The sequence below is a fragment of the Burkholderia sp. BCC0397 genome, from assembly GCF_902832865.1.
Taxonomy (GTDB): Bacteria; Pseudomonadota; Gammaproteobacteria; order Burkholderiales; family Burkholderiaceae; genus Burkholderia.
Map to the genome: position 1 here is coordinate 138,396 of NZ_CADFDL010000014.1, position 24,624 is coordinate 163,019.

A 24,624-nucleotide genomic window follows, 5' to 3' on the forward strand; every position below is an offset into this window, starting at 1 on the left:
CGCGCGATTCAGCTCAGCGCGGCAATTCCGAATGCCCCATCAGGTACGCATCGACCGAACGCGCGCACTGGCGGCCTTCGCGGATCGCCCATACGACGAGCGACTGGCCGCGCCGCATGTCGCCTGCCGCGAACACCTTGTCGACCGACGTGTAGTACGAACGATCGCCTTCGGTCGCCGCACGCGCGTTGCCGCGCGCATCCTTCGCGACGCCGAACGCGTCGAGCACCGGCGCAGCCGGCTGCGTGAAGCCCATCGCGAGCAGCACGAGATCGGCCTTCATCTCGAACTCGGAGCCCGGCACTTCCTGCATCTTGCCGTCCTTCCACTCGACGCGCACCGCGATCAGCTTCTCGACCTTGCCGTTCTTGCCTTCGAGACGCTTCGTCGCGACCGCCCAGTCGCGCTCGCAGCCTTCCTCGTGCGACGACGACGTGCGCAGCTTGATCGGCCAGTACGGCCACACGAGCGGCTTGTGTTCCTCTTCCGGCGGCTGCGGCAGCAGCTCGAACTGCGTGACCTGCTTCGCGCCGTGACGGTTCGACGTGCCGACGCAGTCCGAACCCGTATCGCCGCCGCCGATCACGATCACGTGCTTGCCCTTCGCGAGCAGCTGGTCGACGAGCTTGTCGCCCGCGTTCACGCGGTTCTGCTGCGGCAGGAAGTCCATCGCGAAATGAACGCCGGCGAGCTCGCGGCCCGGCACCGGCAGGTCGCGCGGCGTTTCCGAACCGCCGGCGATCACGACCGCGTCGAATTCTTCCTTCAGCGTGTCCGGCGAGATGGTTTCCTTCGCGAGGCTGCCGATCGACTCGGGCAGCGGATCCTTGCCGATGAACACGCTGGTGCGGAACGTCACGCCTTCTGCTTCCATCTGGCGCATGCGGCGGTCGATCAGCCACTTCTCGAGCTTGAAGTCGGGAATCCCGTAACGCAGCAGGCCGCCGACGCGATCGTTCTTCTCGAACACCGTCACGTCGTGGCCCGCGCGCGCGAGCTGCTGCGCGGCGGCGAGGCCCGCGGGGCCCGAACCGACGACCGCGACCTTCTTGCCGGTCTTGTGCTCAGGCGGCAGCGGCTTCACCCAGCCTTCGCCCCAAGCCTTGTCGATGATCGCGTGCTCGATCGACTTGATGCCGACCGGGTCGTCGTTGATCCCGAGCGTGCACGCCGCTTCGCACGGCGCCGGGCAGATGCGGCCCGTGAACTCGGGGAAGTTGTTGGTCGAGTGCAGGACTTCGATCGCCTGCTGCCAGTCCTGGCGGTAAACGAGATCGTTGAAGTCGGGAATGATGTTGTTGACCGGGCAGCCGTTGTTGCAGAACGGGATGCCGCAATCCATGCAGCGCGCGCCCTGGACCTTCGCGTCCGCGTCGGTCAGTGCCGCGACGAATTCCTTGTAGTGCTTCACGCGCGTGAGCGGTGCTTCGTACGCCTCGTGGCGGCGTTCGAACTCCAGAAAACCGGTTGCCTTGCCCATAAGGTGCTCTTCTGTTCGGTGTATCGGGTGGGGGAGCCGCGCGCGGCCGTCAGGCGCGCGCGGCATTCGCTATGTCGTTCGTCGCTCAGGCGGCCAGCACTTCCTTCGCCGCCTTCTTCGCACCGATCTCGCCCAGCGCGCGCTTGTATTCGTGCGGGAACACCTTCACGAACTGGCGGCGCGCCGCGTCCCAGTTTTCCAGCAGCGACTTCGCGCGCGGCGAGCCCGTGAACTGGAAATGACGCTCGATGAGCCCCTTGAGCAGCGCTTCGTCCGTCGCGCCTTCGTGCCAGAGTGCGCGGTCGACCGTGCGCTCCTGCTCGGCCTGCTGCAGCACCGGATCGAGCGCGACCATCGACTTGTTGCACTTCGCCGCGAACGTGCCTTCCGGATCGTAGATGTATGCGAGGCCGCCCGACATACCGGCCGCGAAGTTGCGCCCGGTCTCGCCGAGCACGACGACCGTGCCGCCCGTCATGTATTCGCAACCGTGGTCGCCCGTGCCTTCGACGACCGCCGTCGCGCCCGAGTTGCGCACGCAGAAGCGCTCGCCCGCCACGCCGCGGAAGAAGGCCTCGCCTTCGATCGCGCCGTACATCACCGTGTTGCCGCAGATGATGTTTTCCTCGGACTTGCCGCGGAAGTCGTTGGTCGGGCGGATGATGATCCGGCCGCCCGACAGGCCCTTGCCGACGTAGTCGTTGCCGTCGCCGACGAGGTCGAGCGTCACGCCCTTCGCAAGGAACGCGCCGAAGCTCTGGCCGGCCGTGCCCTTCAGCTGGATGTGCACCGCGTCGTCGGCCAGGCCGTCGTGGCCGTGCTTCTTCGCGATCACGCCCGACAGCATCGCGCCGACCGTCCGGTTCACGTTGCGCACCGGCTGGATGAACGACACATGCTCGCCGTTCTCGATCGCGGCCTTCGCCTTCTCGATCAGCACGTGGTCGAGCGCACGCTCGAGGCCGTGATCCTGCACGTCGACGTGACGCGGCGCGACGTCCTCGCACTCTTCCGGCTGGTAGAACACGCGCGAGAAGTCGAGGCCCTTCGCCTTCCAGTGCTCGATGCCCTTGCGCGTATCGAGCAGGTCGGCGCGGCCGATCAGGTCGTCGAACTTCGCGATACCGAGCTGCGCCATGATCTCGCGCACTTCCTCGGCGACGAAGAAGAAGTAGTTCACGACGTGCTCGGGCTGGCCCTTGAACTTCGCACGCAGCACCGGATCCTGCGTCGCGACGCCGACCGGGCACGTGTTCAGGTGGCACTTGCGCATCATGATGCAGCCTTCGACGACGAGCGGCGCCGTCGCGAAGCCGAATTCGTCCGCGCCGAGCAGCGCGCCGATCACGACGTCGCGGCCCGTCTTCATCTGGCCGTCGGCCTGCACGCGGATGCGGCCGCGCAGGCGGTTCAGCACCAGCGTCTGCTGGGTTTCGGCGAGGCCGAGTTCCCACGGCGTGCCGGCATGCTTGACCGACGACAGCGGCGACGCGCCCGTGCCGCCGTCATGGCCGGCGATCACGACATGGTCGGCCTTCGCCTTCGCGACACCGGCCGCGACCGTGCCCACGCCCACTTCCGACACGAGCTTCACGGAGATGCTCGCGCTCGGGTTCACGTTCTTCAGGTCGTGGATCAGCTGCGCCAGATCCTCGATCGAGTAGATGTCGTGGTGCGGCGGCGGCGAGATCAGGCCGACGCCCGGCACCGAGTAACGCAGCTTGCCGATGTATTCCGACACTTTGTGGCCCGGCAGCTGGCCGCCTTCGCCCGGCTTCGCGCCCTGCGCCATCTTGATCTGGATCTGGTCGGCCGATGCGAGGTACTCGGCGGTGACGCCGAAGCGGCCCGACGCGACCTGCTTGATCTTCGAGCGCAGCGAATCGCCGTCCTTCAGCGGAATGTCGCTGACGATCTCGTCGCCGATCACCGACTTCATCGTCTCGCCCGCCTTGATCGGAATGCCGCGCAGTTCGTTGCGGTAACGCTTCTGGTCCTCACCGCCTTCGCCGGTGTTCGACTTGCCGCCGATCCGGTTCATCGCGACAGCGAGCGTCGCGTGCGCTTCGGTGCTGATCGAACCGAGCGACATCGCGCCCGTCGCGAAGCGCTTGACGATGTCCTTCGCCGGCTCGACGTCGTCGATCGGGATCGCCTTGGTCGGCTCGACCTTGAACTCGAACAGGCCGCGGAACGTCATGTGACGCTTGGTCTGGTCGTTGATCAGGTGCGCGTATTCCTTGTACGTCTGGTACGAGTTGCTGCGCGTCGCGTGCTGCAGCTTCGCGATCGAATCCGGCGTCCACATGTGGTCTTCGCCGCGCACGCGATACGCATACTCGCCACCCGCGTCGAGCATGTCGCGCAGGACCGGGCTGTTGCCGAACGCGTCGCGGTGCAGGCGGATCGCCTCTTCCGCGACTTCGAACAGGCCGATGCCGCCGACCTTCGACGCCGTGCCCTTGAAGTACTTCTCGACGAGGTCGCTCGACAGGCCGAGCGCTTCGAAGATCTGCGCGCCGGTGTACGACATGTACGTCGAGATGCCCATCTTCGACATCACCTTCTGCAGGCCCTTGCCGACCGCCTTCGTGAAGTTGTAGACGGCCTTCTCCGGCGACAGGTCGCCCGGCAGGCCTTCGGCCATCTTCGCGAGCGTTTCCATCGCGAGGTACGGGTGCACGGCTTCCGCGCCATAGCCCGCGAGCAGCGCGAAGTGGTGCGTCTCACGCGCGGAGCCCGTCTCGACGACGAGGCCCGTGCTCGTGCGCAGCCCTTGCTGGACGAGATGCGTGTGGATCGCCGACGTGGCGAGCAGCGCCGGAATCGCGACGTGCTCGGCGTCCGTCTTGCGGTCCGACACGATCAGCATGTTGTAGCCCGACTTCACCGCGTCGACGGCTTCCGCGCACAGCGACGCGAGGCGCGCCTCGATGCCTTCCTTGCCCCACGCCACCGGATAGCAGATGTTCAGCTCGTACGCGCTGAACTTGCCGCCCGTGTACTGGTCGATCGCGCGGATCTTCGCGATGTCCTTGAAGTCGAGCACCGGCTGCGACACTTCGAGCCGCATCGGCGGGTTGATGTTGTTCGTGTCGAGCAGGTTCGGCTTCGGGCCGACGAACGACACGAGCGACATCACCATGTTCTCGCGGATCGGGTCGATCGGCGGGTTCGTGACCTGCGCGAACAGCTGCTTGAAGTAGTGATAGAGCGTCTTGTTCTTGTTCGACATCACCGCGAGCGGCGAGTCGTTGCCCATCGAACCGACGGCTTCCTCACCCTGCTGCGCCATCGGCGCCATCAGGAACTTCAGGTCTTCCTGCGTATAGCCGAACGCCTGCTGGCGGTCGAGCAGCGCGGCGCCCTGGGTGCGGCCGGCCGCGACGTCCTCGGCCTTCGGCTCGATCTCGTCGAGCTTGATGCGCACCGCGTCGATCCAGCTCTTGTACGGCTTCGCGTTCGCGAGGTTGTCCTTCAGTTCCTTGTCGTCGATGATGCGGCCGTGTTCCATGTCGATCAGGAACATCTTGCCCGGCTGCAGACGCCACTTCTTGACGATCTTCGATTCGGGGATCGGCAGCGTGCCGGCTTCCGACGCCATGATGACGAGGTCGTCGTCCGTGACGATGTAGCGCGCCGGGCGCAGGCCGTTACGGTCGAGCGTCGCGCCGATCTGGCGGCCGTCGGTGAACGCGATCGCGGCCGGGCCGTCCCACGGCTCCATCATCGCGGCGTGGTATTCGTAGAACGCGCGGCGGTTCTCGTCCATCAGCGTGTGCTGTTCCCACGCTTCCGGGATCATCATCATCACCGCGTGCACGAGCGGGTAGCCGGCCATCACCAGCAGCTCGAGACAGTTGTCGAACGACGCGGTATCCGACTGGCCCGGGTAGATAAGCGGCCACAGCTTCGGCAGATCGTCGGCGAGCACGTGCGACGCGATCGCGCCGGTACGCGCGTTCAGCCAGTTCACGTTGCCCTTCACGGTGTTGATCTCGCCGTTGTGCGCGATCATCCGGTACGGGTGAGCCAGTTCCCACGCCGGGAACGTGTTGGTCGAGAAGCGCTGGTGCACGAGCGCGAGCGCCGACACGACGCGCGGGTCCTGCAGGTCGCGGTAGTACACGCCGACCTGGCCCGCCAGCAGCAGCCCCTTGTAGACGACCGTGCGCGCCGACATCGACGGCACGAAGTATTCCTTGCCGTGCTTGAGCTTCAGCGCCTGGATGCGGTGGCTCGCCGTCTTGCGGATCACGTACAGCTTCCGCTCGAGCGCGTCGGTCACCATGATGTCCTTGCCGCGGCCGATGAAGATCTGGCGGATCAGCGGCTCGCTCGCCTTCACCGTCGGCGAGATCGGCATCGCATGGTCGACCGGCACGTCGCGCCAGCCGAGCACGACCTGGCCTTCGGCCTTCACCGTCCGCTCGAGCTCCTGCTCGCACGCGAGACGCGATGCGTTCTCCTTCGGCAGGAAGATCATCCCGACCCCGTATTCGCCGGCCGGCGGCAGGTCCACGCCCTGCTTCGCCATTTCCTCGCGATAGAACGCGTCCGGAATCTGGATCAGGATGCCCGCGCCGTCGCCCATCAGCGGATCGGCGCCGACCGCGCCGCGGTGATCGAGGTTCTCGAGGATCTTCAGACCCTGCTGGATGATCTCGTGGCTCTTCTTGCCCTTGATGTGAGCAACGAAGCCGACGCCGCAGGCGTCGTGTTCGTTTTGCGGGTCGTACAGACCTTGTGCGGCGGGCACCGCGGCGAGCGGCTGCTGGTGGTCGTTCATGGGGACACCGTCGTAAAGGGGGCCTGGAGGCCGTTGAACCGTTTTCTTGTTGCCATCGATCCCGCTCCCGACGGGAGACGGCGCGGCCGACAGTGGTTGGGCAGACTTCGCCCGGGCCACCGGAATTCGGAATATACGCGACGAATCAAGGGAATAGCAACAAAAACCGCTTGATTGAACCCCAATTAAATGGATGCCTTGATGTGGTGCTGTTTTATTGGGTCTGTATCGTTTTGGTGCAAAAAGAAGCGGCGCCCGTAGCGCCGCTTCTGGCCCGCCTTTCCGGCCTTACTGCTGGATCGGCGGCGTGTTCTCGCGCACCTTTCTGGGGCGTCCGCGCGGCAACGGCGAGACGCGCCGGTTCGCGGTGCGCGCCGCCCACTCGCGGTAATTCTCGCCGCCGAGCACCCAACCCTTCAGCGTCGCCTGCTGCAGCTGGTCGGCCTGCCGCTCGTCGAGCGGCTGCTCGCACAGCTCCTTGTACGCGCGCTGGCGGTCGAACGGCGTGTTGCCGAGCGCCCAGTAGAGCGGATGGTCGGTGATCAGGCTGTCGACGGTGAGCCCGACGTGATGCCGGTAGCTCGACCACCGATAGGCCTCGGGCGTCGCGACGAGCTGCGAGCGCACCGGGCTCATCTCGACCACGCGGCTCGCGAGCAGGAAATAGCGCTCGCCTTCGATCACCGTCGCGCGATAGCGGCCTTCCCACAGGGTGCCGCGCCGCGAATAGCGCCGGTTGAAATGCGCGACGTAGCGACGGCCGACGGCCTGCATCGCCTTCGGCAGGCTCGCCTCGTCGCTCGGCGTCACGAGAAGTTGCACCTGGCGCGGCAGCAGCACGTAGGCATGCACCGACAGGTGATGATCGCGTGCGGCGGCCTTCAGGCAGTCGATGAAGAGTTCGTAGTCCTGGTCGTCGACGAACGCGGGTTGCTGATCCAGGCCGCGCAGTATCACGTGCTGCGGCTGGTCGGGAACGTAGAGTCGTGCTAACCGTGCCATGCTGAATGTCCGTTTGAACGCGTTAGGAAATACCCGGAGGTCCGAAAATGCGCACTGCGTAGAATGCCTGCCCCTGCGGCGCGCGTAAGCGTACGGTCGTGCGAATCCTAGGGTGAAAACTCTAACTTACGAGCTTGTTTGGTTTTAAACGCAGTCGTCATAATGAGCACGCCTTTGATCGGAGGAGACACAATGAAACGAAAACTGGCCATTACGGGGGCCGCAGCGCTCGCATTCACGTTCGCGGGCGGTACGGCACATGCACAATCCGCAGGTGATTTCTACGTCAGCACCGGCTGGCTGCACCTTTCGCCGCAGGACAGCAGCGACCCGCTGTTCGTCTACGGCGTAGGCGGCACGCCCATCAACCAATCGATTCCCAACACCGGCGCCGGCATCACCGACGCCGATACGCTGGGGCTCGCAACGGGCTACTTCGTTACCGACCATATCTCCACCGAGCTCGTGATGGGGATACCGCCGAAGTTCGACATTACCGGCAAGGGTCAGTTCGAAAAGTTCGGCGTACTCGGTCGTGCGTACCAGTGGAGCCCCGCCGTCTTGCTTCGCTACCACTTCAACGACGCCAACGCGAAGTTCCGTCCGTATGTCGGCATCGGCGCAACGTATATCTGGTTCACCGGCGCGAAGATCACGAACAGCAGCTTCGAGAACGGCGTGCTCGGCGGCCCGACCAGCGCCACGACCAGCAACCAGTGGGCGCCCGTCTTCAACGCCGGCTTCACGTACAACTTCACGAAGCACTGGTTCGCGGGCCTGTCGCTCTCGTACATCCCTGTCAGCGTGACCGCGACCTTCACGACGGCCCGCCGGACGCCGGTCGGTACGCTGACGGAAACGTCGAAGGCCCACATCTCGCTGAACCCGATCGTCACGTACCTGAACGTCGGCTACCGCTTCTAAGCGTAGTCGAATATTTGGGGAATGGTTAATCCTGCTGCAATTTGTAGCGGATTTTTCCTGGCGTAACGTCTCCACGATGCAAAACGCCCCGGCGGGAATCCCGTCGGGGCGTCGTTTTTTCGCGTCAGGCACGTTCCGGGCAAGAGTTTCACCGGACAACCGCCACCGCCGCGGCCGTGGCCGTCAGACGACGTGGATGTCGTCCAGCGCATCGGGCGCGATCAGGTCGATTCGGTCCGTGCAGACCGCATCGACGCCCCAGCGCGCGAGTTCGCGCGCCCGTTCGAGGTCGTTCACCGTGTAAACCAGGATGCGCAGCCCGGCGGCCTTGATCGCGCGCACGAGCGGTTCGTCGAGCCGACTGTGGTCTGCATGCAACGATACGCAGTCGAGCGCGTCGATCACCTGCGCATGCCAGTCGTCCGGCACGACTTCGTAGAGCATCCCGCGCGGCAGCGCCGGCACGCTCGCGCGTGCCTGTTGCAGCGCGTCGAACGAGAACGACGACAGCAGCGGCGCCACGGCGGCATCGCGCCAGTACGCGGCCGCGTCGGCCGCCACGCGCTGGCCGGTTTCGCGCTCGCGCCCCGGGCACGGCTTGATCTCGACGTTCGCGGCCAGCCCGTGCGCGAGGCAGCGCGCCGCCGCCGCCTCGAGCGTCGGCATTCGCTCGCCCGCGAAGCGCGCGTCGCGCCACGCGCCCGCGTCGAGCGCGGCCAGCGCCGCATAACGCATGCCCGCCGCCGCTCCGTGGCCGTTCGAGGTCCGGTCGACCGTGTCGTCGTGCAGCAGGAACGTCACGTCGTCGGCCGACAGCTTCGCGTCGAACTCGACCATCCGGTGACCGCGCCGCGCGCCCTCGTCGAGCGCGGCCAGCGTGTTCTCCGGCGCGAGCGTGCCGCCGCCGCGATGGGCGACGACGCGCGGATAGGGCCAGTCGGTACGGATCGTCATCATCGGTCTCCCGGCAGTCAGACAGTTTCAGCCGGCGCGCTTGCCGGTTTCGGGATCGAAGAAATGCAGCCGGTGCGCGGGCAGCGCAGCCGCCAGCGCCGTGCCGCGCGCCGGGCGGTCCGCGTGCGGCAGGCGCACCGCGACGTCGTGATTGCCCCAGCGGCCGTGCGCGAGATTGTCCGCGCCGAGCAGCTCGCACGAATCGACCGGCAGCGTCGCCTGCGCGACGCCCGGCTGCGGCGTCATGTGTTCGGGACGCACGCCGAGCACCCAGTCGCGCCCAGTGGCGATCTCGCGGCCGATGCCCGGCGCACCGGCGACCGGCAGCGCGGGGCCGCCGCCCGCGACCGTGAAGGTCGCGCCGTCTTCCGACAGCCGGCCGTGCAGCAGGTTCATCGCGGGCGAACCGATGAAGCCTGCGACGAACACCGTCGCCGGCTTCTCGTACACGTCGACCGGCGCGCCGATCTGCTCCGCGTAACCGCGGTTCATCACGATCACCCGCTGTGCGAGCGTCATCGCCTCGATCTGGTCGTGCGTCACGTACACGCTCGTCGTCGCGAGCCGCGCGTGCAGCCGCTGGATCTCGAGCCGCATCTGCACGCGCAGCTTCGCGTCGAGGTTCGACAACGGCTCGTCGAACAGGAACACCGATGGCTCGCGCACGATCGCGCGCCCCATCGCGACGCGCTGCCGCTGGCCACCCGACAGTTCGCGCGGCCGCCGCGCGAGCAGCGGCTCGAGCTCGAGGATCTTCGCGGCCGCGGCCACCCGCGAATCGATCGTCGCGCGCTCGATGCCGCGGATCTTCAGCCCGTAGCCCATGTTCTGCGCGACCGTCATGTGCGGGTACAGCGCATAGTTCTGGAACACCATCGCGATGTCGCGATCCTTCGGCTCCAGCGTGTTGACGACCCGGTCGCCGATCGCGATCTCGCCGTCCGTCACGGACTCGAGCCCCGCGATCATCCGCAGCAACGTCGACTTGCCGCAGCCCGACGGGCCGACCAGCACGATGAATTCGCCGTCGGCGATCTCCACGTCGATGCCGTGCAGCACGTGCTGCTTGCCGTCGTAGGATTTCCTGACGCCCTTCAAGCTCAGCGCAGCCATACCTGGTCCTTCTCCCGGTTACCGTCGGTCGTTCATTTCTCGGAATCGACGAGGCCGCGCACGAACCAGCGCTGCATCGCCAGCACGACGACGAGCGGCGGCATCATCGCCAGCAGCGTCGCCGCCATCACGTATTGCCATTCGGTCGCGGCGTCGCCGCTCGCGATCATCGTCTTGATGCCCACCACCGCCGTCGACAGCGACGCTTCCGTCGTGATCAGGATCGGCCACAGATACTGGTTCCAGCCGTAGATGAACGTGATCACGAACAGCGCGGCGATGCTCGTCTTCGACAGCGGCAGCACGACGTCCCAGAAGAAGCGCAGCGGCCCCGCGCCGTCGATGCGCGCCGCATCCATCAGCTCGTCGGGCAGCGTCATGAAGAACTGGCGGAACAGGAACGTCGCGGTCGCCGACGCGATCAGCGGCATCGTGAGCCCCGCATAGGTGTTCGTCAGATGCAGCGTCGACACGACCTGCACGGTCGGGAAGATCCGCACTTCCACCGGCAGCATCAGCGTGACGAAGATCAGCCAGAACGCCGTGTTGCGAAACGGGAAGCGGAAATAGACGATCGCGTACGCGGACAGGATCGACACCGCGATCTTGCCGACCGCGATCCCGAGCGCCATCGCGAAGCTGTTCACGAGCAGGCGGCCGAACGGCGCCGTCGTGCCGCCGCTGCCGTGCCCCCAGATGTACGCGATGTTCTCGAACAGGTGCGTGCTCGGCACGAGCGACAGCGGCACGGTGAACACTTCCTGCGCGTTCATCGTCGCCGCGCAGAACGCGACGTAGACAGGGAACACGATCAGCACGACGCCCGTGATCAGCACCGCATGGCAGAACAGGTCGAAGCCCTTGCGATTTTCGATCATGCGTATTGCACCCTGCGTTCGACGAAGCGGAACTGGATCACCGTGAGCCCCACGACGATGATCATCAGCACCACCGACTGCGCGCCCGAGCTGCCGATGTCGAGCCCCTGGAAGCCCTCCGCGAAGATCTTGTAGATCAGCGTCTTGGTGCTCTGCGCCGGGCCGCCGCCGGTGGCCGCGTCGATCACCGGGAAGGTGTCGAAGAACGCATAGACGAGGTTCACGACCAGCAGGAAGAAACTCGTCGGCGACAGCAGCGGCAGCACGATGTTGAAGAAGCGCCGCACCGGCCCCGCACCGTCGATCGCCGCCGCCTCGATCAGCGAGCGCGGGATCGCCTGCAGCCCCGCGTAGAAGAACAGGAAGTTGTAGCTCACCTGCTTCCATACCGACGCCAGCACGACGAGGAACATCGCCTGGCCGCCGTTCAGCGCGTGGTTCCACACGATGCCGCCCTTCGCGAGCGCATACGTGATCAGGCCGATGCTCGGGTTGAACAGGAACGCCCACAGCACCGCCGCGATCGTCGGCGCGACCGCATACGGCCAGATCAGCAGCGTGCGGTACACGCGCGCGCCGCGGATCACGCGGTCGGCGCATGCGGCGAGCAGCAGCGACACGACGAGCCCGCTCACCGTGACGAGCGAACTGAACACGAGCGTCGTGCGGAACGAATCGAGATACAGCGGATCGGCGAACAGGTGCGTGAAGTTCGCGAAGCCGACGAATTCGCTCGACGTGCCGAACGCGTCCTGCATCTGCGTGGACTGCCACAGCGCGACGCCGGCCGGCCACAGGAAGAACACGGCGGTGATCGCGAGCTGCGGCGCGATCAGCAGGTACGGCACCGGGCTCGTACCGAAACGGGAACGGGATTGCATCGCAGATATCCGGTCAGGCGAAACGAAAAGGGACGCGCGGCGCCGCCGGCGGCACGAAGCGATGCGTGCTCAGCCGCCCGACTTCTCGAAGCGGCGCAGCAGTTCGTCGCCGCGCGACGTGGCCGAGTCGAGCGCGTCCTTCGGCGACTTCTTCTCCGCCCAGACCTGTTCGAACTCCTCGTCGACGATCGTGCGGATCTGCGGCATGTTGCCCAGCCGGAGCCCCTTCGTGTACGGCAGCGGCGGCTTGTTCAGCATCTGCTTGATCGCGGTTTCGGCGCTCGGGTTCTTCGCGTAGAAGCCCTGCTGGCGCGTCAGGTCGTACGCGGCGGTCGTGACCGGCAGGTAGCCCGTATCCTGGTGCCACTTCGCGGCGACGGCAGGCGTTGCCAGGTACGCGAGGAATTTCGCGACGCCCTTGTAGGTCGCCGGATCCTTGCCGGCCAGCACCCACAGGCTCGCGCCGCCGATGATCGCGTTCTGCGGCGCGCCCTTCACGTTCGCGTCGTACGGCAGCATGCCGGTGCCGTAGCTGAACTTCGCGAACTTCTGCACGTTCGCGAGCGCGCCCGACGACGTCGTCAGGATCCCGCAATCGCCGCTGTAGAACTTCGCCGACGCTTCATCCTTGCGGCCCGCGTACGTGAACGTGCCGTCCTTCGCCATCTGCTGCAGGAACGCGATATGCGCGATCTGCTGCGGCTTGTTGAACTCGAGCACGGCGTCGCTGCCGTCGAAGCCGTTGTTGCGGCTCGCGAACGGCAGCCCGTGCCACGCGCTGTAGTTCTCGAGCTGAATCCAGCCCTGCCAGCCGGTCGTGAAGCCGCAGGCCATTCCCGACTTGCGCAGCTTCTCGGCATCGGCCTTCACGTCGGCCCACGTCTTCGGCGGCTGGTTCGGATCGAGGCCCGCCTTCTTGAACGCGTCCTTGTTGTAGTACAGCACCGGCGTCGAGCTGTTGAACGGCATCGACACGAGGTGGCCCGTCTTCGCGTCGCTGTAGTAGCTCGCGATGGTCGGCACGAACGCCTTTTCGTCGAGCGTCACGCCGGCCTGCTTGAACACGTCGTAGACCGGCACGACCGCCTTCTTCGCCTGCATCATCGTCGCGGTGCCGACTTCATAGACCTGCAGGATCGCCGGCGCGTTGCCGCTGCGATAGGCCGCGATGCCGGCCGCGAGCGCCTGGTCGTAGGTGCCCTTGAAGACCGGCACGATCTTGTAGTCGCTTTGCGACGCGTTGAACTGGTCCGCGATCGCATTGACCCGCTCGCCGAGCGCGGCCTCCATCGCATGCCAAAACTGGATTTCCGTCGCGGCGAGCGCGACGTGCTGCACCCCGAACATCAGCGCGCCGCCGAGCGCGATCGACCGAACCAGTGTCCCCGCAGGCTTCTTCTTCATCGACCTCTCCTATGAAAACGTTACCAACAGCGTGTGCAACATTCCCGTCGCCATTGAACCGGCGAAGTCTAGTGTTCGTTTGTGACAGTCAGTTGTCGTTGACGACGAACAGGCGCTGGTATTCCTTCAGCGCGAAGCGGTCGGTCATGCCGGCGATGTAGTGCGCGACGAGACGCGGCTGCTGCGCCGCGTCGTCGGACTGGTACGGCGGCGGCAGCAGGCGCGGATCGTCGATGAACGCATCGAACAACCCCGTGACCACGCGTTGTGCCTTGCTCGCCATGCGCATCACCTTGTAGTGGCGATACAGGTTCTTGAAGAGGAAGCGCTTGAGGGCCGCTGCCTGTGCGGCGACCTCGGGGCTGTGCGACACGAGCGGCGGCGCGGCGCGCACGTCGTCGAGCGACGCGGGCGCGACGCGCACGAGATTGCGCGTCGTCTCGTCGATCAGGTCGACGATCAGCGTGTTGATGATGCGGCGCACCGTCTCGTGCACGAGACGGCGGCCTTCGAGGTGCGGGAATTCGGCGAGCGCCGCTTCGTAGTGACGCTGCCACAGCTCGACTTCCGCGAGCTGCTCGATCGTGATCAGGCCGGAGCGCAGGCCGTCGTCGACGTCGTGGTTGTTGTAGGCGATCTCGTCCGCGATGTTCGCAAGCTGCGCTTCGAGCGACGGCTGGCGGCCCTGCAGGAAGCGCTCGCCGAGCGCGCCGAGCTTGCGCGCATTGTCGCGCGAGCAGTGCTTCAGAATGCCTTCGCGCGTCTCGAAGCACAGGTTCAACCCGTTGAACGCGCCGTAGTGCTCCTCGAGCTCGTCGACGACCGCAAGGCTCTGCAGGTTGTGCTCGAAGCCGCCGTGCTCGCGCATGCACGCATTCAGCGCGTCCTGCCCGGCATGGCCGAACGGCGTATGGCCGAGATCGTGCGCGAGCGAGATCGCTTCGACGAGATCCTCGTTCAGGCGCAGGTTGCGCGCGACCGAGCGCGCGATCTGCGCGACTTCGAGGCTGTGCGTGAGGCGGGTGCGGAACAGGTCGCCTTCGTGATTGACGAAGACCTGCGTCTTGTATTCGAGCCGGCGAAATGCGGTCGAATGGACGATGCGGTCGCGATCGCGCTGGAATTCGGTGCGCGCCGCCGGCGGGGTTTCCGGATGGCGGCGGCCGCGCGACTGCGATGCGTGCGCGGCATACGGAGCGAGATGGGCTTCCAGCGCCGCCAGCGTCGGCGGCTCGGCCACCGGCGCAGCGGATGCGCGGTTGGCTTCGGGCAGTGTGCTGCTGGATGTCTCGCTCACGTCTCCTCCATGTCAGGGGCGCCGGCGGATCCGGGCCACCGTTAGCGCGTCGTCTGCGCCAGTGTAGCGAATACCGCTTCGTCCGGCGCCTGCGCGATCAGCGTATCGCCGAATCGCTTCAGCAGGATGAACTTGATCGCGCCGGCCTCGGCCTTCTTGTCGACGCGCATCAGGTCCATGTAGCGCGCGTCGCCGAGCGCGGGCCCGCGGGTCGGCAGATGCGCGGCCGCGATCACCGCATCGAGGCGCTGCCGCGACGCTTCGTCGAGGAGGCCGAGCCGCACCGACAGGTCGCCCGCCATCACCATCCCGCAGCCGACCGCCTCGCCGTGCAGCCATTCGCCGTAGCCGAGCCCGGCCTCGATCGCATGGCCGAACGTGTGGCCGAAGTTCAGGATCGCGCGCAGGCCGCCTTCGCGCTCGTCGGCCGCGACGACGCTCGCCTTGATCTCGCACGAACGCTTCACTGCATGCGCGAGCGCAGCCGGCTCGCGACGGTTCAGCGCATCGACGTTCGCCTCGATCCAGTCGAAGAACTCGGCATCGGCGATCGCGCCCGTCTTGATGACTTCGGCGACGCCCGCCGCCAGTTCGCGATCGGGCAGCGTGGTCAGCGCGCCGATGTCCGCGATCACGGCCTGCGGCTGGTAGAACGCGCCGATCATGTTCTTGCCGAGCGGATGATTGATGCCCGTCTTGCCGCCGACCGACGAATCGACCTGCGACAGCAGCGTCGTCGGCACCTGGATGAACGGCACGCCGCGCATGTAGCACGCGGCGGCAAAGCCCGTCATGTCGCCGACCACGCCGCCGCCGAGCGCGACGAGCGTCGTCTTGCGATCCGCGTGATCCGTGAGCAGGCCGTCGAAGATCAGGTTCAGCGTTTCCCAGTTCTTGTACGCCTCGCCGTCCGGCAGCACGACGGTCGACACGCGCTTGCCGAGCGGCGCGAGCGCCGCGCGCAGTGCGTCGCCGTAGAGCGGATCGACCGTCGTGTTCGTGACGATCGTGACGGACGAACCCCTGACGTGGGGAGCGAACAGCTCGGTGCGGCCGATCAGGCCGGCGCCAATATGAATCGGATAGGCGCGGTCGCCCAGATCGACGTTGACAGTAATCATGCTTGTAGCGGCTTGGCGATGACGCCGGCCAGTTCGAGTTGCATCAGCACCATGTTGACGAGACCGTTGACCGACGGACGGCCGGTCTCGATGACGAAATCCGCGCATTCGCGGTACAGCGGGTCGCGCACTTCGTACAGCGCTTCGAGACGCCCCTTCGGATCTTCCGTCTGCAACAGCGGGCGGTTCTTGTCCTTGCGCGTGCGCAGCCACAGATCGTGCGGATTGGCGCGCAGGTAGACGACGATGCCGTTGGTTTTCAGGCTGTCGCGATTTTCCGGGCGCAGCACCGCGCCGCCGCCCGTCGCGAGCACGATGTTCTCGCGCTGCGCGAGATCGGCGATCACCTGCGTTTCGCGATCGCGAAACCCGGCCTCGCCCTCCAGCTCGAAGATCACCGGAATGCGCGCGCCCGTACGGGCCTCGATTTCGTGGTCGGAGTCGAAGAACGTCCTGTCGAGACGACGCGCGACCGCACGGCCCACGGTGGTCTTACCCGCTCCCATAAGGCCGACGAAAAATACGTTTGCATGTGGGTCCCGCGCTTGCAACGGCTTCCTCTGCTTCAATCTTGCTGGTGTGTGGCGCAGCTTACTGGCAAAGCGGCTGCCTTGTCGAGCCTGCGCCGGCGGCTTCCGGCCCCGTTTTCTCGGCATCCGCGTCGCCCGTGCCGGGCGCGCCGCAACGCGCATCGACGACGGTCGGCGTGATGAAGACGACCAGTTCGTTGCGCTGGTCGCGCTGCGCGCGGTGCCGGAAAAGCGCGCCCAGAAACGGTATTTTGCCCAAGAGCGGCACCCGCGTCACATCGTTCCGGTTCAGTTGTTCATAGATGCCGCCGATCGCGACCGTCCCGCCATTCTCGACCTCGACCCGCGTCTGCACATGCTTCGTATGGATGGCGGGGCCCGCCGCGGTCGGCTCGCCGACGCTGTCCTTGGTCACGTCGAGATCGAGCACCACGCGCCCGTCCGGCGTGATCTGCGGCTCGACCTCCAGCTTGAGCGTCGCACGGCGGAACTGCACGCCGCTCATGCCATTGCCCACCTTCGCCTGGTACGGCAGCTCGGAGCCCTGCTCGACGATGGCCTTGACGCGGTCGGCCGTCACCACCCGCGGACGCGAAACGATCTGGCCCCGGCCCTGCGCCTCGAGCGCACTCAGCTCGATGTCGAGGACGCGGCTGAGCGGCGCGGCGAACAGCGTGAAGCCGGCGGTCGCCGCGTCGAAGCCGCCGAGCGGCCGCGCGGCGAGATCGAGCGCGTTGCACGCGTCCGCCGTGAACGACGCGCCGTCGGCCGACGACGGCCGCCCCTGCGCGCGCAGCGCGACACGCGCGCCGAGGTTGCGCGAGAAACCCTGCTCGCCTTCGACGATGCGGGCCTCGATCCGGACCTGCCGCGACGGACGGTCGATCGCGTCGATCAGGCCCGCGATCTGCACGATACGCGGCGCGAGATCGGTCACGAACAACAGGTTCGTGCGCGGATCGGCCGCCGCGGCGCCGCGCTTCGACAGCAGGCGCTGGCCGGTCGCGCCGGCCAGCAGCCGTTGCACGTCCTGCGCACGCGGATAATGCAGCGCGAACGTACGGCTCGCGAGCGGCTCCAGATCGGCGGCCCGCGCATGCATTTCGAAGCGCTCGCGTTCGCGCGCAGCCAGCTCGGCTGCCGGCGTGACCCAGATCACGTTGCCGCGCCGGGACATCGCGAGCCCGTGCGTGTCGAGCAGCGTGTCGAACGCCTCGCGCCAGCGGACATTGTTCAGACGCAACGTCACCGTGCCGCGCACCTGCTCGCCGACGACGATATTGAGCCCCGTGAACCGCGCAATCGCATCGAACGCAGCCGCGAGCCGGGCGCCCTGCAGATTCAGCGAGATCCGCCGCGCGTCGTCCGCATCGCCGGGTTGCCGCGCCGTGGCGTCGCTCATCCGGGCCGGCGGCGCCAGCGGGATCGGCGGCCCCTCCAGCGTGGGGATCGGTGCGGCGGTTTCCGTCTGCAGTGCCGCGCGCGCCGCCTGATCGAACAGCGGCGGTCCGGTGTCCTCCGCTACCGCGCTGTCCACCCCGTCGGCCACGCGCAGCGGCAGCGGCAAACCCGGCACCGACATATCCGTCGACCCGGCGGGCCAGACCGCCGGCAGCGGCGGCAACGACGCGCTAGCGCCGGCCGCCGTCACGCCGGCCCAGAGGACAAACACCCAACAGCCGTGTTTCGTCATGGCCGGCCTCCGTCGTCCAGGACGAGCCGCTGCGATCCGTCCGCCGTCGCAAGCGTCACGGCCACGCGATCGACGCGCACCACGCGCGCAGCCCCGAGCACCTCGCCAGGCGCGACGGTCGTGAACGCGCCATCGCCGTCGTCGAACAACGCGAGACCGGTACGCGCGTCGCGAATCGTGCCGGCAAGGCGGGCTGCGCGCCCCGCCGCTTCGGCCGGGCCAGCCTCGCCGAACGGATCGGCGTCGGACGCAGCGGCGCGAACCGGCGTGTTGGCCGCCGCGGCCGTTGTCGCCGGCAGCGCCGGAAACACGTCGACGGACATGTCCACCCGCGCCGCCGACATGCCGCGCTCGATACGAAGCGCGGACGGTACCGCCAGCACCGGGAAGCGCGCCAGCCCGCCAACCATATGCAGCAACGCGCGAAAACCGCCATCCGCGGCGATGTGCACGGTGTGCCGGCCGTCCGGTGCCACGCCATCGGCGCGCTGCGGTTCGATCGACACGCGCTGCAGCCCGCTCGACGCAGCGAGATCGGCCAGTTCCAGCATCAGCGCGGCCCATTCCGGCGCATGCGGCAAGCGGTCGTCACGTGTCGACGCAGGATGTCCGTCGCGCCGTTGCCCAGCGGAAGCCAGCACGCGTTGCGCGTCGGCCGCACGCGCCTGCGCTGCGGCGAGCAACGCGCGACTGTGTGCCAGCCCGCTCCAGTCGGCCGCATTCGCCAGATGAATGCCGCCTGCCAGCACGGCCGCGAATGCCAGCACGCAACCCGCGGCATGCGCGGCCGCTGGCGACACGCGCGGCATGCGGCCCGGCCCGGCGCCTCCGAGCAGCGCCGGCCGATGCACGAGCGCCGTCATGCGCCCCCTCCCGACACCGTCCGCGACGACATCGCGTCGTGCCAGCGCAACTGCACGGAGAACCGGAACGGCATCCCGGCCGCGGAAGCCGGCCCATCCGAGGCAGGCTTCAACGTCTCTATGTCGATCCGCCAGTCGCGCTGCTCGCGCGCCATCGCGGCGAGCCACCGCGCAGCCGCCCGGTAACTCGCGGCGCGCGCATCGAGCACGGCACCGGTCGTCGTCATGCGCAGCGCGTCGAGCCGGATATGATCGGCACGCACCTGCTTCAGGGTCGCCAGCAACCCTGCCACGCGCCGGTAAGGCGCGGCCAGCGCAGCCGCTTGCGCGTCGCGCTGCGCGATGGCAGCGGCGGCATTGGCGGCGCGCGCCGCAGCAGCCACCTGTGGCTGCAACTGCCGCAGCCGTGCCTCCACGCCGGCGCGCTCGGCGTCCACCCACCCCCGCGACAACACGGCAGCGCCCGTCCACAGGCCGGCGCCGAGCACGCCGAGCAGGATCGCCACGCCGCACTGCGCGGCCCGACGACGCCGCAACGCCAGCGCCAACCGCTCGCGGTACGGCAGCAGATTGAAGTCGCCGAATACCGCCTGTACCGCCTGCTCGCCCGCAACCGCCGCGCCCCCGTTTGCCGCCACGTGACCGGCCATCATTCCCACACCCCGCGCAACGCCAGCCCGAACGCGACGGCAAACGCCGGGCCGCCCGGCATGCCGGCACGCGCGCACGGCTGGCCGTCCCAGCCCGTGCAGTCGAACGGGACCACCGCCGTGCCGAGCACATCGCCAATCTCGGCGACGGACGTATCGAAGCGGGCGATACATCGCTCGTCCCCGGCAACGAATACGCAACGCACGGCCCCGAGCACGCGCCGGCGCAACGCATCGGGAAGCGCCTCCGGCAACGTGCCGGACAGGGTGAGCACCGGCATGGTCGACCGGCCTTCGACTCGCCAGCCGCGCACGCCCGCGTCGCAGAACCAGAGCACGGCATAGGCGCCCTGCGCGTCGAGTTCGAACTGCGCGGCATAGCGCAGCGCGCGCAGCACGGCGGCCGACTCGCCGTCGATCACCGTCAGGTCGATACCGGCCTGGGCGGCCACGTCGATCCGCCGCTCGAGCAGCGCCAGCGGCGCCACCGCCACCGCGATCTCGCCGGACCGCGCGCCGCCGTAGTGCCGCCAGTCGAACGCGAGACTGTCCGGCGCCAGCCCCGAGATGCGTTCGGCCGCCTGCCGCGCGGCATCCGGGATGTCGCCGCGCCCGGCCAGATCGAGCGTCGCGGTGCGCATCTCGTCGTCGTGCAGCGCCATCACGCCGCGCGCGTCGCACCGCACATCGGACGCCGACAGCCGCGCCACGGCTGCCGCCAGCGACCGCGCGACCGCCGCCCACCGCGCGTCTTCCGGCGCGCCCGCCAACCCGACCGGTTCCCGCTCGAGCCCCTCGACGCGCACCTCCGCTTCCCTGCCGCGCCGGCTCAGCACAGCCACCCTCACTTCGTGCGCACCGACGTCGATTCCCGTCGACCGGTGCCTGCCCTGTGCAAACCGCGCCACCCATCGTCCTGCCATCCCAGCCTCCCGAAATCGTCGCGGCCCACGCCGCGTTTCCGAGACCTGATTCTGCAAAGCGACGCGTGCGGCCGACAGTCGGCCAAACGGCCAGCATCCGCTCACGGCGGCCGTGCACGGACTATGCTGACGGCATGCCGACCCGCGGCTTTCCGACGGGCGGCCCCCGCGTCAGGACCGGTCTTACCGGGCAGCTATAATCGCGGGACTGTTTTCCGGTATGCCTATGCAATCCACGACTCCTACGTCCCCGCCTCCCGCCCCGGAGCCGAAAAAGCGGCCCTGGTGGCAAAAAATCCTGCTCGGCTTCGCCGCGATGTGCGTGGCCCTCGTCGTGGCCGGCGGCCTCGTGCTCGGCTACGCGCTCGTCGTGGCGTGGCCGAACATGCCGTCGCTCGACGCGCTGACCGACTATCGGCCGAAGGTGCCGCTGCGCATCTATACGTCCGATCACGTGCTGATCGGCGAATTCGGCGAGGAGCGCCGCGACGTCGTCCATTTCAAGGACGTGCCCGACTCGCTGAAGAAGGCGATCCTCGCGATCGAGGACGCGCGCTTCTACGATCACGGCGGCGTCGACCTCACCGGCATCATCCGCGCCGGCTTCGTCGCGCTGACGAACGGCCACGCGTCGCAGGGCGCGAGCACGATCACGATGCAGGTCGCGCGCAACTTCTTCCTGTCGAGCGAGAAGACCTACACGCGCAAGATCTACGAGATGCTGCTCGCGTACCGGATCGAGCGCGCGCTGACGAAGGATCAGATCCTCGAGGTCTACATGAATCAGATCTATCTCGGCCAGCGCGCGTACGGCTTCGCGAGCGCCGCGCGGGTCTATTTCGGCAAGGACCTGAAGGACATCACGCTCGCGGAAGCCGCGATGCTCGCGGGGTTGCCGAAAGCGCCGTCCGCGTACAACCCGGTCGTGAACCCGAAGCGCGCGAAGGTGCGCCAGGAATACATCCTGCAGCGGATGCTCGAGCTGAACTTCATCACGCGCGAACAGTACGACGAAGCCGCCGCGCAGCCGCTCGTCGTCAAGGGTCCGGGCCGCGATTTCAGCGTGCACGCCGAGTACGTCGCGGAAATGGTCAGACAGATGATGTACGCGCAGTATCGCGAGGAAACCTACACGCGCGGCTTCAACGTCGTGACGACGATCGATTCCGCGGACCAGCAGGTCGCGTACACCGCGCTGCGCAAGGGCATCATGGATTACGAGCGCCGCCACGGCTATCGCGGGCCGGAAGGCTTCATCGAGCTGCCGGCCGGCGCCGACGACCGCGAACAGGCGATCGACGACGCGCTGCTCGAGCATCCCGACAACGGCGAGCTGATCGCCGCGGTCGTGACGGCCGCGAGCCCGCGCCAGATCACGGTGGCGTTCATCGACGGCAGCACGGCGACGATCGAGGGCGACAACCTGCGCTTCGCGTCGGGCGCGCTGTCAGCCAACGCGCAGCCGAACCGCCGCATCCGCCCCGGCGCGATCGTCCGCGTCGTGAAGAACGACGCCGGCAAATGGTCGATCACGCAGTTGCCGCAGGTCGAAGGCGCGTTCCTGTCGATCGTCCCGCAGGACGGGGCGATCCGCTCGCTCGTCGGCGGCTTCGACTACAACAAGAACAAGTTCAACCACGTCACGCAGGCGTGGCGGCAGCCGGGTTCGTCGTTCAAGCCGTTCATCTACTCGGCGTCGCTCGACAAGGGCCTCGGGCCGGCCACCGTGATCAACGACGGCCCGCTGTATTTCAGCGCCGCGGAAACGGGCGGCCAGCCGTGGGAGCCGAAGAACTACGGCGGCGGCTTCGAGGGCCCGATGTCGATGCGCACCGCGCTGCAGCGCTCGCGCAACCTCGTGTCGATCCGGATCCTGAACCACATCGGCACGAAATACGCGCAGCAATACATCACGCGCTTCGGCTTCGACGCCGAGCGCCATCCGGCCTACCTGCCGATGGCACTCGGCGCCGGCCAGGTCACGGCGCTGCAGATGGCCGGCGCGTACTCGGTCTTCGCGAACGGCGGCTACCGCGTCAATCCGTACCTGATCGCCGAAGTCACCGATCCGAACGGCGCGATCGTCGCGCGCGCGCAGCCGCTCGTCGCCGAGCAGAACGCGCCGCGCGCGATCGACGCGCGCAACGCCTACGTGATGAACAGCCTGCTGCAGAGCGTCGCGCAGCGCGGCACGGGCGCGCGGACCAACGTGCTGAAGCGCACCGACCTCGCGGGCAAGACCGGCACGACGAACGACTCGCACGATGCGTGGTTCGCTGGCTACCAGCACACGCTCGCCGCAATCGCGTGGATCGGCTACGACAATCCGCGCAGCCTCGGCGATCGCGAAACCGGCGGCGGCCTGTCGCTGCCGGTCTGGATCGACTACATGGGTGCGGCGCTGAAGGGCGTGCCGGAGTTCAAGCCGACGGTACCGGACGGCGTCGAATCGCTCGGCAGCGAGCTGTATTTCACCGAGTTCACGCCGGGTCACGGCTTCGTGTCGACGGTCGGCGTGCCGCAGGCGCCAGCTGCGCAGAACGTCGACGAGGCCGTGCCGCACGTCGACGAACAGGAAAAGCAGGACATCATGAACCTGTTCCAGGGCCACTGACACGCGGCCCGGCCATGAAGAAAGCGCCCCGCGGGGCGCTTTTTCTTTTGGTCCGACGTTCGGGGCCCGGTGCCCCTGCCGTCACGCGCTGAACGTGATCGGCAGGCCGGCCTGCTGGGTCGCGTATTCGGTGAGCGCGGAGAAGAACTCGGTGCCCGTGCGCGTATCGCGCCATGCGTCATCGATGAAACGGTAGTGGAATCCGCCCGCCTTCGCGGCAATCCACACTTCCTTCATCGGCGGCTGCAGGTTGACGATGATCTTCGAGCCGTTCTCGAACGTCAGCGTCAGCACGCTGCCGTTGCGCTCCAGATCGATGTCGTGATCGCCATCGTTCGCGGCGTCCACGGTGCGCTCGACGGCCGCCAGCACGGCCTCGGCACGGGCCAGGTATTCAGTATCGGACATGCTAAACTCTATCGGTTAAATTGTTCAGGGACGATCATGCGAGTCGTTTTCCGGATGAGCGCGATTGTAGCGGCTTTGGCGATTCTTGCCGGCTGCGGTCAAAGCGGCGCGCTCTATCTGCCCACCGTGCCCCCGATGCCCAAGCCGATCCAGCAGCAGAATACGCCGCCGTCGGACGTGAAACCGACCGACGAAAACGCGTCGTCCGACGAGACGCCCGACACGTCCGGCTCGCCGCTCACGCTGTCGCCCGAGCTGTCGAGCAGTGCATCGACCCTGCCCGCCCCGGCATCGGGCCCGGCGGCCACGAAGTAACGACGCGATGCCGCCCGCGCGGCGCTCGCGACAAGGCGATGACTTCCCGGTCATCGCCTTTTGTTTTTCCGGGCCCGGCCGCCCCGCCCCGTCACGCGCGCACGCGCCGCCATCCCCACGCAACCAGCCGCCAGCCGAGCAGCGCGGCGACGATCGCCGCGTAGAGCTTCGGCTGCGCGAGATTGTGCTTGCCGGCCCGCATCCACCAGAAGTGCAGCACGCCGAACAGCGCGATCGCGTAGATCGCGCTGTGCAGCGTCGCCCAGTGGCGACCGAGCCGGCGCACCATCGCGCGCGGCGACGTCGCGGCGAGCGGAATCAGCAGCACGAACGCCGCGAAGCCGACCGTGATGAACGGGCGCTTGCCGATGTCCTTCAGGATCGCGACGACGTCGAACCACTTGTCGAACCACAGGTAGGTCGTGAAATGCAGCGTCGCGTAAAAGAACGCGAACAGCCCGATCATCCGGCGAAAGCGCAGCAGCGGCGCGAAACCCGTCATGCGCCTCACCGGCGTGACGGCAAGCGTGACGCACAACAGGACGAGCGTCCACAAGCCCGTCGAGCGCGTGATGAATTCGATCGGGTTCGCACCGAGCCGGTCGGTCAGCCCGAACAGCACGAGGCGCGCGAGCGGATAGAGGCCGGCCGCGAACACCAGCACCTTGGCCGGTGCGAGCCAGCGCGGCGCGGCGGGACGGATCGCACCGGCCCGCGCCACGCGCGCGGCCGGCCCGGCGCCCGCGGCGCGTACGGGCGAGAGCGTCGAAGGAGGCATGTCGTTT

The 24,624-nt window shown here is 67.5% G+C and carries 20 protein-coding genes; 3 read left to right on the plus strand and 17 right to left on the minus strand.

Going from position 1 to position 24,624, the window contains the following annotated elements; all coding sequences use genetic code 11:
• Nucleotides 1-13: 13 nt before the first annotated feature.
• The 3 genes from HWX03_RS30455 to HWX03_RS30465 all read right to left on the minus strand — a co-directional run bounded on the left by HWX03_RS30455 (nt 14) and on the right by HWX03_RS30465 (nt 7,271).
• Nucleotides 14-1,480: a glutamate synthase subunit beta gene (locus tag HWX03_RS30455; protein ID WP_174387936.1), complete on the minus strand. Its 1,467-nt coding sequence runs from the start codon at nt 1,478-1,480 to the stop codon at nt 14-16.
• A gap of 85 nt (nt 1,481-1,565) precedes the next feature.
• Nucleotides 1,566-6,269: a glutamate synthase-related protein gene (locus tag HWX03_RS30460; protein ID WP_175873816.1), complete on the minus strand. Its 4,704-nt coding sequence runs from the start codon at nt 6,267-6,269 to the stop codon at nt 1,566-1,568.
• A 288-nt stretch (nt 6,270-6,557) separates the two neighbouring features.
• On the minus strand, nt 6,558-7,271 hold the full coding sequence (locus HWX03_RS30465) for a transposase (RefSeq protein WP_027783329.1): 714 nt from the start codon (nt 7,269-7,271) through the stop codon (nt 6,558-6,560).
• 192 nt (nt 7,272-7,463) lie between these two features.
• Between HWX03_RS30465 and HWX03_RS30470 the strand changes: the two genes are divergently transcribed.
• Nucleotides 7,464-8,195 carry an OmpW family outer membrane protein gene (locus tag HWX03_RS30470; RefSeq protein WP_175873817.1) on the plus strand — a complete coding sequence of 244 codons (732 nt, stop codon included), beginning with the start codon at nt 7,464-7,466 and terminating at the stop codon, nt 8,193-8,195.
• A gap of 183 nt (nt 8,196-8,378) precedes the next feature.
• Here HWX03_RS30470 and ugpQ read toward each other — a convergent pair whose 3' ends face one another.
• The 12 genes from ugpQ to HWX03_RS30530 form a co-directional block, all read right to left on the minus strand.
• Nucleotides 8,379-9,149: a glycerophosphodiester phosphodiesterase gene (gene ugpQ / locus HWX03_RS30475; RefSeq protein WP_175823951.1), complete on the minus strand. Its 771-nt coding sequence runs from the start codon at nt 9,147-9,149 to the stop codon at nt 8,379-8,381.
• 27 nt (nt 9,150-9,176) lie between these two features.
• Nucleotides 9,177-10,262, minus strand: coding sequence for a sn-glycerol-3-phosphate import ATP-binding protein UgpC (locus HWX03_RS30480; protein WP_175873818.1), 1,086 nt, complete (start codon nt 10,260-10,262; stop codon nt 9,177-9,179).
• 32 nt (nt 10,263-10,294) lie between these two features.
• Nucleotides 10,295-11,140: a sn-glycerol-3-phosphate ABC transporter permease UgpE gene (gene ugpE, locus HWX03_RS30485; protein ID WP_174431380.1), complete on the minus strand. Its 846-nt coding sequence runs from the start codon at nt 11,138-11,140 to the stop codon at nt 10,295-10,297.
• Nucleotides 11,137-12,021, minus strand: coding sequence for a sn-glycerol-3-phosphate ABC transporter permease UgpA (gene ugpA, locus HWX03_RS30490; protein ID WP_027783324.1), 885 nt, complete (start codon nt 12,019-12,021; stop codon nt 11,137-11,139). Before ugpA ends, ugpE begins: the two co-directional genes overlap by 4 nt.
• A gap of 69 nt (nt 12,022-12,090) precedes the next feature.
• Nucleotides 12,091-13,425, minus strand: coding sequence for a sn-glycerol-3-phosphate ABC transporter substrate-binding protein UgpB (ugpB, locus tag HWX03_RS30495; protein WP_175873819.1), 1,335 nt, complete (start codon nt 13,423-13,425; stop codon nt 12,091-12,093).
• 88 nt (nt 13,426-13,513) lie between these two features.
• Nucleotides 13,514-14,698, minus strand: a complete 1,185-nt coding sequence (locus HWX03_RS30500) for a deoxyguanosinetriphosphate triphosphohydrolase (protein ID WP_244132823.1) — start codon at nt 14,696-14,698, stop codon at nt 13,514-13,516.
• Between the two features lie 65 nt (nt 14,699-14,763).
• Nucleotides 14,764-15,843 (minus strand): 3-dehydroquinate synthase, encoded by a 1,080-nt coding sequence (aroB, locus tag HWX03_RS30505; protein ID WP_175873821.1) that lies wholly within the window; start codon nt 15,841-15,843, stop codon nt 14,764-14,766.
• Nucleotides 15,840-16,394 carry a shikimate kinase gene (locus HWX03_RS30510; protein ID WP_027783320.1) on the minus strand — a complete coding sequence of 185 codons (555 nt, stop codon included), beginning with the start codon at nt 16,392-16,394 and terminating at the stop codon, nt 15,840-15,842. Before HWX03_RS30510 ends, aroB begins: the two co-directional genes overlap by 4 nt.
• A 40-nt stretch (nt 16,395-16,434) precedes the next feature.
• On the minus strand, nt 16,435-18,066 hold the full coding sequence (pilQ, locus tag HWX03_RS30515) for a type IV pilus secretin PilQ (protein ID WP_175873822.1): 1,632 nt from the start codon (nt 18,064-18,066) through the stop codon (nt 16,435-16,437).
• On the minus strand, nt 18,063-18,929 hold the full coding sequence (locus HWX03_RS30520; protein WP_175873823.1) for a pilus assembly protein: 867 nt from the start codon (nt 18,927-18,929) through the stop codon (nt 18,063-18,065). Before HWX03_RS30520 ends, pilQ begins: the two co-directional genes overlap by 4 nt.
• The gene (locus HWX03_RS30525; protein ID WP_175873835.1) at nt 18,926-19,579 is read right to left on the minus strand and encodes a fimbrial protein; all 654 of its coding nucleotides are present in this window, start codon (nt 19,577-19,579) and stop codon (nt 18,926-18,928) included. Before HWX03_RS30525 ends, HWX03_RS30520 begins: the two co-directional genes overlap by 4 nt.
• Nucleotides 19,579-20,502, minus strand: a complete 924-nt coding sequence (locus HWX03_RS30530; protein WP_175873834.1) for a competence protein ComA — start codon at nt 20,500-20,502, stop codon at nt 19,579-19,581. The genes HWX03_RS30525 and HWX03_RS30530 overlap by 1 nt, the downstream gene beginning before the upstream one ends.
• Nucleotides 20,503-20,722: 220 nt before the next feature.
• On the opposite strand from HWX03_RS30530, the gene HWX03_RS30535 reads away from it, so the two are divergent.
• Nucleotides 20,723-23,116 (plus strand): penicillin-binding protein 1A, encoded by a 2,394-nt coding sequence (locus tag HWX03_RS30535; RefSeq protein WP_175873824.1) that lies wholly within the window; start codon nt 20,723-20,725, stop codon nt 23,114-23,116.
• Nucleotides 23,117-23,197: 81 nt separating this feature from the next.
• Here the strand turns inward: HWX03_RS30535 and cyaY are convergent, their stop codons facing one another.
• A complete protein-coding gene (cyaY, locus tag HWX03_RS30540; protein WP_175823941.1) occupies nt 23,198-23,524 on the minus strand; it encodes an iron donor protein CyaY in 327 nt (108 codons plus the stop codon).
• A 36-nt stretch (nt 23,525-23,560) separates the two neighbouring features.
• Between cyaY and HWX03_RS30545 the strand changes: the two genes are divergently transcribed.
• A complete protein-coding gene (locus HWX03_RS30545) occupies nt 23,561-23,839 on the plus strand; it encodes a lipoprotein (RefSeq protein ID WP_174431387.1) in 279 nt (92 codons plus the stop codon).
• Between the two features lie 91 nt (nt 23,840-23,930).
• Here HWX03_RS30545 and msrQ read toward each other — a convergent pair whose 3' ends face one another.
• The gene (gene msrQ, locus HWX03_RS30550) at nt 23,931-24,617 is read right to left on the minus strand and encodes a protein-methionine-sulfoxide reductase heme-binding subunit MsrQ (RefSeq protein WP_175873825.1); all 687 of its coding nucleotides are present in this window, start codon (nt 24,615-24,617) and stop codon (nt 23,931-23,933) included.
• Nucleotides 24,618-24,624 lie beyond the last annotated feature (7 nt).

Bases quoted from the DNA above. Each gene is read 5' to 3' on its own strand.
- ugpE (WP_174431380.1), bottom strand. From the start codon at position 11,140: ATGATCGAAAATCGCAAGGGCTTCGACCTGTTCTGCCATGCGGTGCTG.
- HWX03_RS30470 (WP_175873817.1), top strand. From the start codon at position 7,464: ATGAAACGAAAACTGGCCATTACGGGGGCCGCAGCGCTCGCATTCACG.
- HWX03_RS30455 (WP_174387936.1), bottom strand. From the start codon at position 1,480: ATGGGCAAGGCAACCGGTTTTCTGGAGTTCGAACGCCGCCACGAGGCG.
- ugpQ (WP_175823951.1), bottom strand. From the start codon at position 9,149: ATGACGATCCGTACCGACTGGCCCTATCCGCGCGTCGTCGCCCATCGC.
- cyaY (WP_175823941.1), bottom strand. From the start codon at position 23,524: ATGTCCGATACTGAATACCTGGCCCGTGCCGAGGCCGTGCTGGCGGCC.
- ugpB (WP_175873819.1), bottom strand. From the start codon at position 13,425: ATGAAGAAGAAGCCTGCGGGGACACTGGTTCGGTCGATCGCGCTCGGC.
- HWX03_RS30545 (WP_174431387.1), top strand. From the start codon at position 23,561: ATGCGAGTCGTTTTCCGGATGAGCGCGATTGTAGCGGCTTTGGCGATT.
- HWX03_RS30530 (WP_175873834.1), bottom strand. From the start codon at position 20,502: ATGGCAGGACGATGGGTGGCGCGGTTTGCACAGGGCAGGCACCGGTCG.
- HWX03_RS30460 (WP_175873816.1), bottom strand. From the start codon at position 6,269: ATGAACGACCACCAGCAGCCGCTCGCCGCGGTGCCCGCCGCACAAGGT.
- HWX03_RS30525 (WP_175873835.1), bottom strand. From the start codon at position 19,579: ATGGCCGGTCACGTGGCGGCAAACGGGGGCGCGGCGGTTGCGGGCGAG.
- msrQ (WP_175873825.1), bottom strand. From the start codon at position 24,617: ATGCCTCCTTCGACGCTCTCGCCCGTACGCGCCGCGGGCGCCGGGCCG.
- aroB (WP_175873821.1), bottom strand. From the start codon at position 15,843: ATGATTACTGTCAACGTCGATCTGGGCGACCGCGCCTATCCGATTCAT.
- ugpA (WP_027783324.1), bottom strand. From the start codon at position 12,021: ATGCAATCCCGTTCCCGTTTCGGTACGAGCCCGGTGCCGTACCTGCTG.
- pilQ (WP_175873822.1), bottom strand. From the start codon at position 18,066: ATGACGAAACACGGCTGTTGGGTGTTTGTCCTCTGGGCCGGCGTGACG.
- HWX03_RS30465 (WP_027783329.1), bottom strand. From the start codon at position 7,271: ATGGCACGGTTAGCACGACTCTACGTTCCCGACCAGCCGCAGCACGTG.
- HWX03_RS30480 (WP_175873818.1), bottom strand. From the start codon at position 10,262: ATGGCTGCGCTGAGCTTGAAGGGCGTCAGGAAATCCTACGACGGCAAG.
- HWX03_RS30535 (WP_175873824.1), top strand. From the start codon at position 20,723: ATGCCTATGCAATCCACGACTCCTACGTCCCCGCCTCCCGCCCCGGAG.
- HWX03_RS30520 (WP_175873823.1), bottom strand. From the start codon at position 18,929: ATGACGGCGCTCGTGCATCGGCCGGCGCTGCTCGGAGGCGCCGGGCCG.